The sequence below is a fragment of the Streptomyces sp. NPDC014894 genome (assembly GCF_043080985.1).
Lineage (GTDB): Bacteria > Actinomycetota > Actinomycetes > Streptomycetales > Streptomycetaceae > Streptomyces.
This window is the reverse complement of sequence record NZ_JBIBWD010000004.1, coordinates 140,304-155,691: the sequence shown is the minus strand read 5'-3', so window position 1 is coordinate 155,691 and position 15,388 is coordinate 140,304. Positions and strand designations below refer to the sequence as shown.

Annotated in this window: 12 protein-coding genes; 4 read left to right on the top strand and 8 right to left on the bottom strand. The window is 71.5% G+C overall.

Translation table 11 applies throughout. The features are described 5' to 3' along the window. Window positions 1–155 precede the first annotated feature (155 nt). A complete protein-coding gene (locus ACF089_RS11660; RefSeq protein WP_392025076.1) occupies window positions 156–569 on the bottom strand; it encodes a cobalamin B12-binding domain-containing protein in 414 nt (137 codons plus the stop codon). Window positions 570–929: 360 nt separating this feature from the next. On the opposite strand from ACF089_RS11660, the gene ACF089_RS11655 reads away from it, so the two are divergent. Then, window positions 930–1,937, top strand: coding sequence for an esterase/lipase family protein (locus ACF089_RS11655; RefSeq protein ID WP_392025073.1), 1,008 nt, complete (start codon window positions 930–932; stop codon window positions 1,935–1,937). Between the two features lie 203 nt (window positions 1,938–2,140). Continuing rightward, window positions 2,141–3,724: a M23 family metallopeptidase gene (locus ACF089_RS11650; protein ID WP_392025071.1), complete on the top strand. Its 1,584-nt coding sequence runs from the start codon at window positions 2,141–2,143 to the stop codon at window positions 3,722–3,724. A gap of 154 nt (window positions 3,725–3,878) precedes the next feature. On the opposite strand, the gene pcrA is transcribed toward ACF089_RS11650, so the two are convergent. Then, window positions 3,879–6,341 carry a DNA helicase PcrA gene (gene pcrA / locus ACF089_RS11645; RefSeq protein ID WP_392025068.1) on the bottom strand — a complete coding sequence of 821 codons (2,463 nt, stop codon included), beginning with the start codon at window positions 6,339–6,341 and terminating at the stop codon, window positions 3,879–3,881. Window positions 6,342–6,480: 139 nt separating this feature from the next. Continuing rightward, complete coding sequence (locus ACF089_RS11640; RefSeq protein ID WP_392025066.1) at window positions 6,481–6,834, bottom strand: hypothetical protein; 354 nt, start codon at window positions 6,832–6,834, stop codon at window positions 6,481–6,483. 254 nt (window positions 6,835–7,088) lie between these two features. Here ACF089_RS11640 and ACF089_RS11635 point away from each other — a divergent pair, with 254 nt between their 5' ends. Next, the gene (locus tag ACF089_RS11635) at window positions 7,089–8,126 is read left to right on the top strand and encodes an NlpC/P60 family protein (protein WP_392025063.1); all 1,038 of its coding nucleotides are present in this window, start codon (window positions 7,089–7,091) and stop codon (window positions 8,124–8,126) included. A 174-nt stretch (window positions 8,127–8,300) separates the two neighbouring features. Here ACF089_RS11635 and ACF089_RS11630 read toward each other — a convergent pair whose 3' ends face one another. The 3 genes from ACF089_RS11630 to ACF089_RS11620 form a co-directional block, all read right to left on the bottom strand. Beyond that, window positions 8,301–8,549: a DUF397 domain-containing protein gene (locus ACF089_RS11630; protein WP_392025060.1), complete on the bottom strand. Its 249-nt coding sequence runs from the start codon at window positions 8,547–8,549 to the stop codon at window positions 8,301–8,303. Between the two features lie 265 nt (window positions 8,550–8,814). Continuing rightward, the gene (locus tag ACF089_RS11625; RefSeq protein ID WP_392025056.1) at window positions 8,815–9,507 is read right to left on the bottom strand and encodes a LuxR C-terminal-related transcriptional regulator; all 693 of its coding nucleotides are present in this window, start codon (window positions 9,505–9,507) and stop codon (window positions 8,815–8,817) included. Further along, window positions 9,504–10,802 (bottom strand): PspC domain-containing protein, encoded by a 1,299-nt coding sequence (locus tag ACF089_RS11620; protein WP_392025053.1) that lies wholly within the window; start codon window positions 10,800–10,802, stop codon window positions 9,504–9,506. The genes ACF089_RS11625 and ACF089_RS11620 overlap by 4 nt, the downstream gene beginning before the upstream one ends. A gap of 153 nt (window positions 10,803–10,955) precedes the next feature. Between ACF089_RS11620 and ACF089_RS11615 the strand changes: the two genes are divergently transcribed. Further along, window positions 10,956–12,266, top strand: a complete 1,311-nt coding sequence (locus ACF089_RS11615) for a PspC domain-containing protein (protein ID WP_392025050.1) — start codon at window positions 10,956–10,958, stop codon at window positions 12,264–12,266. Between the two features lie 219 nt (window positions 12,267–12,485). On the opposite strand, the gene ACF089_RS11610 is transcribed toward ACF089_RS11615, so the two are convergent. Together ACF089_RS11610 and guaA are read right to left on the bottom strand one after the other, a co-directional pair. Then, window positions 12,486–13,013, bottom strand: coding sequence for a DoxX family protein (locus ACF089_RS11610; RefSeq protein ID WP_392025047.1), 528 nt, complete (start codon window positions 13,011–13,013; stop codon window positions 12,486–12,488). 523 nt (window positions 13,014–13,536) lie between these two features. Beyond that, window positions 13,537–15,123 carry a glutamine-hydrolyzing GMP synthase gene (gene guaA / locus ACF089_RS11605; protein WP_392025044.1) on the bottom strand — a complete coding sequence of 529 codons (1,587 nt, stop codon included), beginning with the start codon at window positions 15,121–15,123 and terminating at the stop codon, window positions 13,537–13,539. Between the last annotated feature and the right edge of the window lie 265 nt (window positions 15,124–15,388).

Sequence of the window (15,388 nt, the reverse complement as noted above, 5' to 3'; positions counted from 1 at the left end):
CTGCGCCGCCCCTGGGCCGGCGGCCCGGACCGTCGCCATCGGTCCCCGGCCTCAGTCACCCGCCCGGCCACCGGCCACGAGCGCCTGCCCGCGAGCACGCCCACCAACGGGCCCTCAGCCGCACCGGACCGGCCCACGCGCGCCCGGCCGGGGCCTCAGGCCCCCGCCGGCTGGCGCACGTTCGCGTTCACCCATTCCACGATCGCCCCCGTCGTCGCCCCCGGGGTGAAGATCTCCGCCACGCCCAGCTCCTTCAGCGGCGCGATGTCCGCCTCGGGGATGATCCCCCCGCCGAAGACCTTGATGTCCTCCGCCTCACGTTCCCTCAGCAGCTCGATCACCTTGGCGAAGAGCGTGTTGTGCGCGCCCGAGAGAATCGACAGACCGATCGCGTCGGCGTCCTCCTGGATCGCCGTGTGCACGATCTGCTCGGGCGTCTGGTGGAGCCCGGTGTAGATGACCTCCATACCCGCGTCGCGCAGCGCCCGCGCGATCACCTTCGCCCCCCGGTCATGGCCGTCAAGTCCCGGCTTGGCCACCACAACGCGGATCGGTCCCGTCACACCCATCACTGCCTCCACAGACCCGGCTCCACCGCAAGTGAACGAACGTTATCTCCAGCATCTCGCACCGGGCCGTTTCACGGACGACGCCGAGGGGGAAATCACACAGTGGGACATGTTCGCCATGCGACGCATCCGCGGCGACGGCGTCAGCCGCGCGGATCCGCCGCAGGGGAGCCGCTTCAGGCCGTTCCCCGCGCCGCCGGCCGGGTGGCACGGAGACACGGCGCCGTTGCCGTGGACGACGGAGACCGACGACCGACACGGAGACAGACGCGGACAGGAGATCCGGGCAGCGCTGAAGGGGCCCCATGAGGGCATGCGGAGGACGACGGAGTCCGCCGTGTGTCGTACGGAGGTCGGCCCATGAAGGTTCTGTCCTTCCCCCGGAGGCTGGGCGCCTGTCGGCCGCGGAGCCCGATCCCCATCGGCCTGGGCCTTCTCGGTCTGGGCGCGCTGAGCCTGAATCCGCTGAATCCGGAGACCTTCCGTGTGCTGCGCGGCGTCCACGATCTGCGCGCGCCCGCCGCCCTGCTCCGTGCCACCGCCCTTGAGCTGGCGATTCTCGCCGGGCATGTGCTGCTCTATCCGACCGGCCTCACCGCCGAGCACCCCGTCCGCCCGGGCGCGGCCCCCTCCGAGGGGCCCGGGGCGGAGGATCCCCTCGCCGGAGCCACCGCTCCCACCCCGCTCGGCTGCCCTCCCGGCGGCGCGGACCACCCCCCGGTCGTCCTGCTCCACGGCTTCGTCGACAACCGCTCGGTCTTCGTCCTGCTCCGCCGCTCGCTCGCGCGGCACGGCTGGCGTCATCTCGAATGCCTCAACCACTCCCCGCTGACGCCCGACATCCGGGCGGCCGCCGCGCTGCTGGGCACCCAGATCGAGGCGATCTGCGCCCGGACCGGCCGGAGCGAGGTCGACATCGTCGGGCACAGTCTGGGCGGGCTCATCGCCCGCTATTACATTCAGTGCCTCGGCGGTGACCTTCGGGTGCGCACCCTCGTCACACTCGGCACCCCGCATTCCGGTACGACGGTGGCGCCGCTGGCCAGCGCCCACCCCGTCGTACGCCAGATGCGCCCCGGCTCCGGTCTCATCGAGGAGTTGCGCGGACCGGCCCCCGGCTGCCGTACGCGTTTCGTGAGTTTCTGGAGCGATCTCGACCAGCTGATGGTCCCGATCGAGACGGCGCGTATCGAACACCCGGATCTCATCACGGAGAACGTGCAGGTCAGCGGGGTCGGGCATCTCGCCATGCCGGTCCACCCCGCCGTCGCGGCGGGCATCCGGCGGGCGCTGGAGAAAAATGACTCGACAGACCCGGCTCCCGATGTCCTTCCCATCGTGCCCCCGACGGCAGAGCGATCGAACTAATTTCGAACATAGAGCCAAAGGTGTGTGTGCAGCCCTGCGAAAGACGGTCGAATGCCCGTTTCCTGAATCCTCAAAACCTCAGGAAGATTGTCGCCGTCGCATACCGCCGGGTACAGTCGCGGCCACTGGTTCCCCTCTGGGAGACCCGGTCAGTTCCATGGCCCCAGAACCCAGGTCCTGCTGCCGAGGCGAGAGAGAAGTTGGTGAACGACCAGCACGCCCACGCCGGGCACGTCGGCCACGACGACTACCCCACCGGCAGCTTTGACACCGATCCGCTCTTCGGTGCGCTGCCGGGAGGTCAGGACAGCGGCTACGACGCCGGTCACAGCGGTCAGTACGACGCCACCCAGTGGGACACCGGCGCACAGCAGACGGTCGGCGGCTATGACGCCTACGCCGCGCAGGAGCAGGTCCAGCAGTTCGCGCCGCAGGACACCGCCGTCGCGTACGACACCTCGGGCCAGTGGGACGCCACCGCGTGGAACCAGCCCGCCCAGCCGGGCCAGTTCGAGCCCGCCCCCGCCTTCGCCTACGACACCGCCGACCAGTGGCCGGCCGCCGGTTTCGACACCGGCTCCTACGACACCACCGCCTGGAACACGGGCGTCGGCGCGGAGGCCGCCCCGCTCGCGGAAGGCGTCGTACCGCAGCCCTTCGCGCCCGAACAGGAGTTCCTTCCCGAGTACGGCGCGGACTTCACCGCCGAAGCGGTGTCCGAGCAGGCCCAGGAACTCTCCCACGACTTCGCCGCCGACGCCTCCGGATATACGACTCCGGTGTACGAGGCCCCTTATGACGGCGGCTTCGACGCCGAGGAGGCGGCCGACGTCATCGATCTCGGCCCCGGCGAGGCGGAGTCCGACTCCGCCCCGGCCCCGCGGATCGGCGACACGGCCAGCCTCCCGGTGATCTCCGAGACGGACATCGATCACCAGTACGACTCCGAGCGGGAACTCGACCCCATCGTCGCGGTCGACCCCGTCACTCCGCGCCCCGTCCGGCGCTCCGGCTCGGGCGGCGGCGGAAGCCGCGGCCGCCGCCGCACCCCCGCCAAGCGTTCCGCCCTCTTCACGATCGCCGTCCCCTCCGCCTGTGTCATGGGCGTCGCGGGCATCGCCGCCGCTTCCGTCGGGGGCCTCGGCGGAGGCGGGGGCGACACCAAGAAGAAGGACGAGACCAAGCTGGCCGCCGCCGATGTGGCCGCCACCGCGGCCAAGACGGCCGCCGCGAACAACAAGATGGACACCCAGCTCGCGGCACTCGACGCCGAGGCCCGCGACTTCGGCGACCGCGCCTCCCGCACCCAGGAGCGCATCGACCTCAAGGCGCGCCAGGACGCCGAGCGGAAGAAGCGCGCGGCGGAGGCCGAGCGGCGCGAGGCGATGCGCCCCAAGTTCTCCGTACCGGTCGAGAGCAAGGGCCTGAGCACCTACTACGGCGAGTCCGGCGTCAACTGGATGGCCCTGCACACGGGCATCGACTTCCCCACGCCGTACGGCGCCAATGTGCTGGCCGCGAGCGACGGCACCGTCCGTACGCAGTACAACAGCGCCTACGGCAACATGATCATCCTGACCGCCCCGGACGGCACCGAGACCTGGTACTGCCATCTGAGCAGTGCCAAGATCCGCTCCGGCTCGGTCAAGGCCGGCGACGTCATCGGATACGCCGGAGACTCCGGCAACTCCACCGGCCCGCACCTCCACTTCGAGGTCCGGCCGGGGGGCGGCTCCACGATCGACCCGCTCCAGTGGCTGCGCAGCAAGGGCCTCGACCCGACCTAGGCCCCGCCTCCCGGATCCCGCCGGGCTGCCCACGGCGGCGGGCCTCCAGGACCACGCGCCCTCACGGCACGGCAATCCACACCGCACACGCGTATGCCCGGACGCGGCACCGGACCGGCGGGAGCGGCGCGGCGAGGCCGCGCCGCCGCCCGTGTCAGAGCTTCTCGACCGGCGCGTACCTCAGCAGCAGCCGCTTCGGCTTGGCGTCCCCGAAGTCGATCGTCGCCTGCGCGTCCGAACCCGTCCCCCTGACCTCCACCACGGTCCCCAGTCCGAACTGGTCGTGGGTGACCCGGTCCCCCACCGTCAGCGAGACCACCGGCTTCTCGGACGCTCCGCCGCGCCGGGTGGCGAAGCCGGAGGACGAGGCGCGCGCGGTGGTGGACGTGGAGAGCCGCGAGCCCAGCCCGGACGTGGGCCCGGCGGGCGCCGCCATCGGGCCCGTCCGCTTCCACTCCAGATGCCGGACCGGGATCTCCTCCAGGAACCTCGACGGCGGATTGTACGAAGGCTGCCCCCACGCGCTCCGCATGGACGCCCGGGTCAGATAGAGCCGCTCGCGGGCGCGGGTGATGCCGACATACGCCAGCCTCCGCTCCTCCTCCAGCTCCTTCGCCTGTCCCAGGGCGCGCATGTGCGGGAAGACGCCGTCCTCCATGCCCGTCAGGAACACCACGGGGAATTCGAGTCCCTTGGCGGTGTGCAGGGTCATCAGGGTGATGACGCCGGACCCGTCCTCGTCCTCGTCGGGGATCTGGTCGGAGTCGGCGACCAGCGCGACCTTCTCCAGGAACTCCGCGAGCGTGCCCGCGCCCTCCTCCTCGGCGCGATCCTGCTCGAACTCCAGGGCGACCGCGGCCAGTTCCTGGAGATTCTCGATCCGGGTCTCGTCCTGCGGATCGGTGGAGGCCTGAAGCTCGGCGAGATAGCCCGTCCGCTCCAGCACGGCTTCGAGGACGACCGCCGGACCCGCGCCGGAGTCCACGATCGTCCGCAGCTCCTCCATGAGCACATTGAAACGCTTGACCGCGTTGGCCGAGCGGGCCGCCATGCCGTACGCCTCGTCGACCCGCCGCAGCGCCTGCGGGAAGGTGATCTTCTCCCGCAGCGCGAGCGCGTCGATCATCGCCTCCGCGCGCTCCCCGATGCCCCGCTTGGGGACATTGAGGATCCTGCGCATCGGCACATTGTCCTCGGGGTTGGCCAGGACCCGCAGATACGCGAGGACGTCCCGGACCTCCTTGCGCTCGTAGAACCGGACCCCGCCGACGACCTTGTACGGCAGGCCCACCCGGATGAAGATCTCCTCGAAGACCCGGGACTGCGCGTTCGTCCGGTAGAAGACGGCGACGTCGCCGGCCCGGGCGTCGCCCGCGTCGGTGAGCCGGTCGATCTCGTCGGCGATGAACTGCGCCTCGTCGTGCTCGGTGTCGGCGACATAGCCGGTGATCTGCGCACCCGAACCCGCGTTGGTCCACAGATTCTTGGGGCGGCGGCTCTCATTGCGCTCGATGACCGCGTTGGCGGCGGAGAGGATCGTCTGGGTGGAGCGGTAGTTCTGCTCCAGGAGGATCGTCGTCGCGTCCTGGTAGTCCTCCTCGAACTGGAGGATGTTGCGGATCGTCGCGCCCCGGAAGGCGTAGATCGACTGGTCGGCGTCGCCGACGACGCACAGCTCGGCGGGGGGCAGGTCCTCGTACCCCGTGCCCACCAGCTCGCGCACGAGGGTGTACTGCGCGTGATTGGTGTCCTGGTACTCGTCCACCAGGACATGGCGGAACCGGCGCCGGTAGTGCTCGGCGACGTCGGGGAACGCCTGGAGCAGATGGACGGTGGTCATGATGATGTCGTCGAAGTCGAGGGCGTTGGCCTCGCGCAGCCGCGACTGGTACATCCGGTACGCCTCGGCGAGGCTCTTCTCGAAGCCGTCGGCGGCCGAGTCGGCGAACGTCTCCTCGTCGATCAGCTCGTTCTTGAGGTTGGAGACCTTGGCGGTGAACGCCTTCGGCGGGAACTTCTTCGGGTCGAGGTCCAGATCCCGGCAGACCAGCGCCATCAGACGCTTGGAGTCGGCCGCGTCGTAGATCGAGAACGACGAGGTGAAGCCGAGCTTCTTGGACTCGCGGCGCAGGATGCGGACGCAGGCGCTGTGGAAGGTGGAGACCCACATGGCGTTGGCGCGGGGGCCGACCAGCTGCTCGACCCGCTCCTTCATCTCGCCGGCGGCCTTGTTGGTGAAGGTGATCGCCAGTATCTGCCCGGGGTGGACGCTGCGGGTCGCCAGCAGATGGGCGATCCGGTGCGTGAGCACCCGGGTCTTGCCGGAGCCCGCGCCGGCCACGATGAGCAGCGGCGACCCGGTGTGCACGACGGCGGCGCGCTGCTGATCGTTCAGCCCGTCGAGCAGGGCGTCGGGGTCCACCACGGTCCTCGGGGCGCCGTCGCGGTGGTACGCGTCGCGGGCCGGGGGGACGTCGAAGGCGCCCTGGAAGAGATCGTCGGGAATCTCCTCCCGGGCCCGGCCCTCATGGTCCTCGTGGTCCTCGGGCGGCGGCGGGGGCTCCTCCGGGGTGGTCTGGAGGCTCGCCAGGAACTGGTCGTCAAAGAGGCTGCTCATCGCTCTCCGAGTCTAGGCGGCCGCACTGACAACTCGCCCCCTCATCGCGAGACCGCGCCCGTCCCGCCCCTCACCCCGCGCAGCCGGACGGGCCGGTTCCGTCACCGTACGGCCGGAGGCGCGGGGCCGCCCGGCGGGCTCAGGTCCAGAGCGTCGCGATGAAGATGTTGACGACCGTCAGCCCGCCCACCGCGCCGAACAGCGCTTTCTCCACCGTCTCCTCGTCCCGCTTGACGTAGACCAGCCCGAGGATCACCACCAGCACGGCCATCTTGATGCCGATCTTGATGTTGTTCACGGTCTGGTCGTCGGCCTGATTCAGCCCCACCAGTGCGACGCCCGTCACCAGCATCGTCAGCGCGCCGTGCAGCATGGCCGGGGTGAAGCGGGCCGTACCGGCCCCCATCGCCTTCATCTGGGTGAGGAATCCGCCCAGCAGGGAGGCGATTCCGATGATGTGCAGGGCGACGAAGACATTGATGAGTATGTCCATGGGCCGGAGCCTAACCGCCCCTGTATCACCCGCTGAGGTCAGGTAAGCCTCATTCGCCACATCGGTCGCAGTGGCACGGAGAAGGTGATCACAGTGGCCATCCCGCTCGCAGAATGCGGGCCGACACGTCCACCTTCGACCAGATTCGATCCTTACGCCCCGCCCCCGTGACCTCCCGGTCTAGCGTCCTGACAGAACCCGAGAGAGACGCCGGCGCCAGGCCGCCGGCGGCGCGAAAGGACGTGGACGCCCCCGTGGCCGCACATCGGAAGCACCGGAAGCCCAGGCTGAATCCGTTCCGGGGGCCCGCCGCCCGGACCGCCGGATCCCTCGCGCTCGCCGGGGCGGCGACCGCGGGCGCCCTCGGCGGCACCGGTCACGCCGAGCCCGCGCGCACCCCCGCCCAGATCAAGGCCCAGGTGGACCAGGTCTACCGGGAGGCGGAGGCGGCCACCGAGAAGTACAACGGGGCCACCGAACAGATCGCCAGGACCCGTGAGTCCCTGGAGCGACTGCGCGACGAGGCGGCCCGCAGAACGGAGCGCCTCAACAGCGCCCGGAACGCTCTCGGTTCGATCGCCACCGCCCAGTACCGGTCGGGCGGCATGGATCCGTCCGTACGGCTCGGGCTCAGCTCCGACCCCGACAGCTTTCTGCGACGGGCCTCGATCGCCGAACGGGCCGGCGAGCGGCAGGCCGCCCAGGTCGCCGAGGTGCGCCGGGAGCTGACCGAGATCGAGCGGGTCAGAACGGAGGCCGGTCAGCGCATGGCCGACCTCGCGGACCGCCGTGACGAGCTGGCCCGGCACAAGGCGACCGTACGGCAGAAGCTGAACACCGCTGAGCGGCTGCTGCGCCGGCTGACCGCCGAACAGCGCGCCGCGTACGCCTCCGGCGGGGAGACCGCCCGGCCCGCCGCGGCCCCCTCGGTCCCGGCGCCCAACGCCCGTGCCGCGCAGGCCGTCGCCTACGCCCATGGGGCGCTCGGGAAGCCCTATGTCTGGGGCGCGACGGGCCCGGACGCCTATGACTGCTCCGGTCTGACCCAGGCCGCGTGGCGGGCCGCCGGGGTCTCGCTGCCGCGGACCAGCTACACCCAGATCAGTGCCGGGCAGCGCGTGTCACGATCCGCTCTCGCCCCCGGCGACCTGGTCTTCTTCTACTCCGGCATCAGCCATGTCGGGCTCTACATCGGCGGGGGCCGGATGATCCACGCGCCCCGGCCGGGCGCGCCCGTCCGGATCGCCCCGATCGACGAGATGCCGTTCGCGGGCGCGGCCCGTCCCGCGTGACCTCCGCCCGCCGGACCGCTCGGACCTCTTGGGCCGCCGGGACCGCTCGGATCACCGGGATCGCTTGGATCACCGGGATCGCTCGGATCACAGGGTCACCGAGCCGCCGGGGCCGCCGAGCCGCCCGCCGGACCGCCGCCGCGGCCCGGCCGCGCCCGCCCCGGCGCCGCCCGGTCAGTCCGCCTGCTCCGCCGCGTAGGCGACGAAGGCGGTCCAGGCCCGGGGAGCCACCCCGAGCGCCGGTCCGCGGGTGTTCTTGGAATCACGGACATGGATGGTGCGGGGGCGGGCCGCGACCTCGACGCACTGTCCGGCGCCGCTGGCGCTGTAGCTGGACTTTCGCCAGACGTAACCGGCTATGGCGCCTGCGCCATTCCCGGGGACGCCGTAGCTCGTTCTGAACCCCACCGACGTGCCGCTCACGGTTCCTCCGCCAACTCGTGATGAACTGGGCCGACTGCTCAGGGCGATACTGCCATGGCTGTGGGTCACCACACAGGGGCGTGTCCAGGAATTGATCCGGCTTCAAACCCCCGCGCGCCAGCGGCGGAAGGCCGCCGTCAGCGGTCGACGTCCGGTGTCACCTGCGACGACTGAAGGATGGATTCCGGTGGCCCGGGTCGGGCCGAGGGCCGTATTCCGCGGCCGTAGTTGGCCGCTTTGAGCAGGTGCCGGCGGCGGCGGACGGTCAGACCAGCCGACGGGCCGTGGCCCACCGGGTCAGTTCGTGCCGATTGGAGAGCTGGAGCTTGCGCAGCACCGCGGAGACATGCGACTCCACCGTCTTCACCGAGATGAAGAGCTGCTTGGCTATCTCCTTGTACGCGTAGCCCCGGGCGATCAGCCTGAGCACTTCGCGCTCGCGCTGGGTGAGCCGGTCCAGGTCCTCGTCGACCGGGGGCGCGTCCGTGGAGGCGAACGCGTCCAGCACGAAGCCGGCCAGCCTCGGCGAGAAGACCGCGTCGCCCTCCTGGACCCGGAAGATCGAGTCCACCAGATCGACTCCGGTGATCGTCTTGGTGACATAGCCGCGCGCACCGCCGCGGATCACTCCGATCACGTCCTCCGCCGCGTCCGAGACGGACAGCGCGAGAAAGCGCACGGGGTCCTCCGAGGCCACCATCAGGGAGGCGCAGCGGCGCAGCACCTCCACCCCGCCGCCGCCGGGGAGATGGACGTCGAGCAGGACGACCTCGGGGCGGGTCGCCGTGATCACGGTGATGGCCTGGTCGACGTCGGCGGCCTCGCCGACCACTTCCACTCCGGTGCGGTCGGTCTCGCCGATCTCCGCCTGCACACCGGTGCGGAACATCCGGTGGTCGTCGACGAGCACCACGCGCACCCGCCGCTCGACGCCCTCGCTCGCTGCCTCGGTCGTCATTCGTCCGCCGCCCTCTCCATCTCGAGCTCCACTTCCGTGCCCCCGCCGGGGGCCGGACGGAGCCGGGCCGTCCCGCCGTGGCGCTGCATCCGGCCGATGATCGATTCTCTGACGCCCATTCTGTCGTCCGGAACGGAATCCAGGTCAAAACCGGGGCCCCGGTCCCGGACGGACACATAGACCGTACGGCCCTCGACCTCGGCGAACACCTGGACCGCCCCGCCCTGGCCACCGTACTTCGCCGCGTTCACCATCGCCTCGCGCGCGGCTTGCATCTGGGCGGTCAGCTTCTCGTCCAGGGGGCAGTCCCCGACGACCACGACCTCCAGCGGGACGCCGTGCTTGTCCTCGACCTCGGCGGCCGCCTTCTTGACCGCCTCGGCGAGGGTGTCGGGCTCCTCCGCCTCGTCCTTGCCGGTGCCCTCGGGGCGGTAGAGCCAGTTCCGCAGCTCGCGTTCCTGGGCGCGGGCGAGGCGGCGGACCTCGCCCGGATCGTCGGCGTTGCGCTGTATCAGGGTCAGGGTGTGGAGGACGGAGTCATGGACATGGGCGGCGACCTCGGCGCGCTCCTGGGCGCGGATGCGCATCGTCCGCTCTTCGGAGAGGTCCTGGGTCATCCGCACCAGCCAGGGGCCGGCGAGCAGACCGATGCCGGCGATGACGGCTATCGCGGCGGTGAGCACATTGCCGAGCTGGGCGGCCGAGCCGCGGACCACCATGAAGACGGCCAGGCCGAGGCCGACCAGGGCGACTCCGGCGAGCCCCCGGCCGAGCTGGAACAGTCTGCGGCGGCGGCTGTTGGCCTCGGTCCAGCGGGCGCGGCGGGCATTGTCCGCCTGCCGCCACACCAGCACCACTCCGGCTCCGACGAGCAGCGTCGGCCAGACATAGCGATTGGCGCTGCTCCTGGTCTCCAGATCGCTGATGAAGATCGCGGCCCCGAAGAGGAGCGCGACCATGGCGAAGAGCTGGCCCTTGTCGGGCTTGCGCAGTCTGCGCCGGCCGTCGCCGGTGACCTCGAAGACGGAGCGCGGCTCGGGCGTGCGCCCGCCGACGCCGAGCGGGACGACGATCCAGAACACCGCGTACAGCAGCGCGCCGAGGCCGTCGGCCATGAAGAGACCGAGGAAGACCAGCCGCACCCAGATCACGGGCAGGCCGAGATGGCCCGCGAGACCGCGCGCCACGCCGCCGAGGAGACGGCCGTCGGCGCTGCGGTAGAGCTTGCGCAGCGGGACGTCCTCGGGCGCCGGAGCGCGCGGGGATGCGGCGGATCGGGGCGTGGCGACGGGCATGACTCGATCGTCACACGCGCGGCCGGGCGGCGGTATCAGGGGCGACCCTTAAACCGACCCTGATCGGTGGGCGGGAATCCGTGTACGGATATCAGGGACGGGCCAGGGTCGGCCCGGGTGCCGTCCGGGGCCCGGGGCCGTCACCATGGACGTATGACTCAGCCGACCACTCCGCACCGGGCGGCGCCGGACGGACCCGCCGACGGGCAGCCGGGGCTCTCCCCCGAGTCCCGGCCACTGCGCCGCACCTCCCGCCAGAAGGTGCTGGGCGGGGTCTGCGGCGGGCTCGGCCGGTATTTCGACATAGATCCGGTGATCTTCCGGATCGTGGTGGGGGCGCTCTCGGTCGCCGGCGGCGTCGGCCTGATCGTCTACGGCTTCGCCTGGCTGCTGATCCCGGTGGAGGACGAGAGGGAGAACGAGGCGCGGCGGCTGCTCTCGGGGCGGGTCGAGGGAGCGGCGCTGACGGCGCTGTTCCTCGCGCTCATAGGGTGCGGTCTGTTTCTGACGATGCTGTCCAACAGCGGGACGATCGCGTTCGCGGCGCTGCTCGTGCTGGCGATGTCCGGTGCGGCCGTGTGGTCGCGCCGGCGGCGCACGGCCGCTCCGGAGAGCGGGGCGGCGGATCAGAGCGCCGCGCACGCGGCGCCGGACGCGCCGCCCGAGACCAAGGCGCCGCCCGCGCCGGACAGCCCCTCGTGGTGGCGGCATCCGACGGTGAGGGAGGTCGGCGCGGAGCCGTCGTCGTCGGGGTATCTGTGGGGGCCCGAGGAGGTGCTGGAGTCGCCCGGCGCCCCGGGCAAGGGGCGGCCCGCCCCGGCGGGTGCGGGCGGTCCGCGCGGCATCGGCGGCACGGTCTTCTCGCTGGCCCTGCTCGCGGGCTTCCTCGGCACCAGGCTGAGCTGGGACGGCAGTCCGCTGGGCACGAGTCTCCAGATCGGTCTGGCGTGCGCGCTGGGCGTGTTCGGGCTCGGTCTGGCGGTGAGTTCGATGCTGGGGCGCACGGGCCTCGGCACGGTGCTCATGACGGTGCTCACGGCGGCGCTGCTGGCGGGCGCGGCGGCGCTGCCGAAGGACATCGACACCCGATGGGCCCGGACGGACTGGAAGCCGCCGTCGGTGACCGCGCTCCAGCCCCGGTACGAGCTGGGCACGGGCGCGGCGACCCTGGATCTCTCGGCGCTCTCGGTCCCCGCCGGGAAGACCGTCTCCACCACGGCGGAGGTCGGGGCCGGCCGGCTCAAGATCCTCATACCCGAGGACGCCTCGGTGAGGCTGCGGGCCGAGGCGGGGCTCGGCGACATCAGACTGCCGGGTGAGCGGAAGAACGACATCGACATATCGCCCGACCAGGTGGAGCGGGCGATGCTGCCCGCGCCCAAGGGCGCCGAGCCGTCGGGGACGCTGGAGCTGAACGTCGAAGTGGGCCTCGGACAGGTGGAGGTGGCCCGTGCCGGGTCATGAGGATCGGGGGCCGGAGCGGCAGGGGCGGCCGCCGGGGAAGGAGGGCCGGGGGATCGTGCACGGCTTCCTGCCGGGTCGGCTGATAGCGGGGATCTCGGCGCTCGCCACCACGCTGCTCTACGCGGGTGACGCGGGCGGGGCCTGGGACGCCCCCTGGTATGCGGCGTTCCCGGTGGTGCTGACCGGGCTCGTGCTGGCCGGCGCCGCGGGCTTCGCGCACTACGGTGTGCGCCGCCGCCGTTCGGCGATACGGGCGTCGGCGGAGAGCACCGGGGCCCCGGCGAGCACCAGCGGCAGCCAGGCCATCAGATAGATGAGGTCGTTGCCGTAGTAGTAGGGCTGGGTCTGCCAGCTCACGGTGAGCCACAGGCTCAGCGAGATCAGCGCGCCGCCGAGGGCGGCGATCCGGGCGAAGAGGCCGATGAGGGTGCCGAGGCCGACGGCCACCTCGCCGAGGGCGATGGCGTAGCCGAAGCCTTCGGGGCTGTTGAGGGCGAGATCGATCAGGCCGGGCACGGCGGAGCTGTCACGGACGCCGTGGAGCTGGTCGCCGAGGGAGCCGATGCCCTCGGCGGCGAGGAAGTGGCTGTCGGTGAGTTTGTCGAACCCGGCGTAGACGAAGGTGATGCCGAGGAAGATCCGCAGGGGCAGCAGGGCGAAATGGCTCGCCCGGGCCTTCCAGCCGTCGTCTCCCGGTCCGTCGTCGGCGGCCGTGCGCCCGGCCGTCGCCCGCTGGGTGTACGTCATCGCTCTCCCTGTTCTCCGTCGAGCCCTGTTCCGTCCGAGCGATGACCGGTCGAGCCGTGTTCCGTCCGTCGAACGCGATCCGTCCGGCTGTGGTCCGCGTGCCGTGCCGCTCCGTCTCTCCTGTCCCGTGGAGCCTCGTCGCGCGTTCCGCCCGGAGTGAAGATACGTATCCGGGGGCGGGGAGAATCACGCGCCCGGCTCGGCGACGGTTCGGTCACCGCCGCTCGCCGCCGCTCACCGCCGGCGGGCCCGCTCACCGCTGCTCGCGCGCACCCGGCGGGCCTTCGGGCCGGTACTGCGGGGGCCGACGGCCGGGCGGGGCGGCCGGTCGGGGCGGCCCCGCGAGCGTCGAGCCGTTACCGGGCGACCGCCGGGTCCCGGGGCCGATCGGCGGAGAGCTGTCCGCCGGATGGGGCTGTTTCGCCGGAGCGAATGGCCGGCGGCCGGGTGCGGAGACGGCGATGCCGCCGCTCACGGAGGTGAGCGACGGCATCGGCGAGCGGGCCTGGGGGCCGGGTGGGGATTACTCCCACTCGATGGTGCCCGGCGGCTTGCTGGTCACGTCGAGGACGACGCGGTTGACGTCGGCGACCTCGTTGGTGATGCGGGTGGAGATCCGGGCCAGGACGTCGTACGGCATCCGGGTCCAGTCCGCCGTCATGGCGTCCTCGGAGGAGACGGGACGGAGCACGATGGGGTGCCCGTACGTCCGGCCGTCGCCCTGGACGCCGACGCTGCGCACATCGGCGAGGAGGACCACCGGGCACTGCCAGATCTCACGGTCGAGACCGGCCGCCGTCAGCTCCTCACGGGCGATGGCGTCCGCCTCGCGGAGCAGGTCGAGCCGCTCGCGGGTGACGTCGCCGACGATGCGGATGCCGAGGCCGGGGCCGGGGAAGGGCTGGCGCTGGACGATCTCGTCCGGCAGGCCCAGCTCCTGGCCGACCATCCGGACCTCGTCCTTGAACAGCTGGCGCAGCGGCTCCACCAGCTGGAATTCGAGGTCCTCGGGGAGGCCGCCGACATTGTGGTGGGACTTGATGTTGGCGGTGCCGGTGCCGCCGCCGGACTCCACGACGTCCGGGTAGAGGGTGCCCTGCACGAGGAAGGCGACTTCCTCGCCGTCGGCGGCGCCCTCGGCGACGATCTCGGCCTGCGCCTGCTCGAAGACCCGGATGAACTCGCGGCCGATGATCTTCCGCTTCTCCTCGGGGTCGGAGACCCCGGCGAGGGCGGCCAGGAAGCGCTCCTCGGCGTCGACGACCTTGAGCTGAACGCCCGTGGCGGCGACGAAGTCCTTCTCGACCTGCTCGGTCTCGCCCTTGCGCATCAGACCGTGGTCGACATAGACGCAGGTGAGCTGGGAGCCGATGGCCTTCTGCACCAGGGCGGCGGCGACGGCGGAGTCGACCCCGCCGGAGAGACCGCAGATGGCGCGCTTGGAGCCGACCTGCTCGCGGATGGCCGCGACCTGCTCCTCGATCACGTTCCCGGTGGTCCAGGTCGGCTCGATGCCGGCGCCCCGGTAGAGGAAGTGCTCCAGGACCTGCTGGCCGTGGGTGGAGTGCAGCACCTCGGGGTGGTACTGCACGCCGTAGAGCTTCTTCTCGTCGTTCTCGAAGGCCGCGACCGGCACGACGTCCGTGGACGCGGTGACGGTGAAGCCCTCGGGCGCGGCGGAGCAGGCGTCGCCGTGGGACATCCACACCGGCTGCTCGGCCGGGGTGCCCTCGAAGAGGGTCGAGCCGACCTTGCTGACGTGCAGGGGGGTACGTCCGTACTCCCGCGCGCCCGAGTTGTCGACGGTGCCGCCGAGGGTGGTGGCCATCAGCTGGAAGCCGTAGCACATGCCGAAGACGGGGACGCCCGCCTCGAAGATCGCCCGGTCCAGACGGGGGGCGTTCTCGGCGTAGACGGAGGAGGGACCGCCGGAGAGGATGATCGCGCGGGGGTTCTTGGCCAGCATCTCGGACACCGGCATGGAGGACGGGACGATCTCGCTGTAGACCCGGGCCTCACGGACGCGACGGGCGATGAGCTGGGCGTACTGCGCGCCGAAGTCGACAACGAGTACGACATCGGGCGCGGCAGCGGGAGACGCTGAGGACACTGGCGGCCTTCCGGCGGGGGGTTTCGGTTCTCCCGATTCTACCGGGGTGCGGAGGGTCGTCCCCGTCTCACCATCCGGGCCCGGCTTTGGCCCCGCGCGCTCCCCCGGTCCATACTGACCGCATGCGTGAGCAGCAGACCTTCGTCTTTACCTATGGCACCGGGCCCGTCCGGCTGCCATGGTCGTGCTGCTCACTCCGCTGAAGAGCAGACTTTCCAGAGCGCCCCGGGCCGACAGGCCCGGGGCGCTCCGCGTTTCCGGGTCC

Coding starts and splice junctions, on each gene's coding strand:
- ACF089_RS11620 (WP_392025053.1), bottom strand. CDS start 10,802: ATGCCCGTCGCCACGCCCCGATCCGCCGCATCCCCGCGCGCTCCGGCG.
- ACF089_RS11640 (WP_392025066.1), bottom strand. CDS start 6,834: ATGGACATACTCATCAATGTCTTCGTCGCCCTGCACATCATCGGAATC.
- pcrA (WP_392025068.1), bottom strand. CDS start 6,341: ATGAGCAGCCTCTTTGACGACCAGTTCCTGGCGAGCCTCCAGACCACC.
- ACF089_RS11615 (WP_392025050.1), top strand. CDS start 10,956: ATGACTCAGCCGACCACTCCGCACCGGGCGGCGCCGGACGGACCCGCC.
- ACF089_RS11660 (WP_392025076.1), bottom strand. CDS start 569: ATGGGTGTGACGGGACCGATCCGCGTTGTGGTGGCCAAGCCGGGACTT.
- ACF089_RS11655 (WP_392025073.1), top strand. CDS start 930: ATGAAGGTTCTGTCCTTCCCCCGGAGGCTGGGCGCCTGTCGGCCGCGG.
- ACF089_RS11625 (WP_392025056.1), bottom strand. CDS start 9,507: ATGACGACCGAGGCAGCGAGCGAGGGCGTCGAGCGGCGGGTGCGCGTG.
- ACF089_RS11610 (WP_392025047.1), bottom strand. CDS start 13,013: ATGACGTACACCCAGCGGGCGACGGCCGGGCGCACGGCCGCCGACGAC.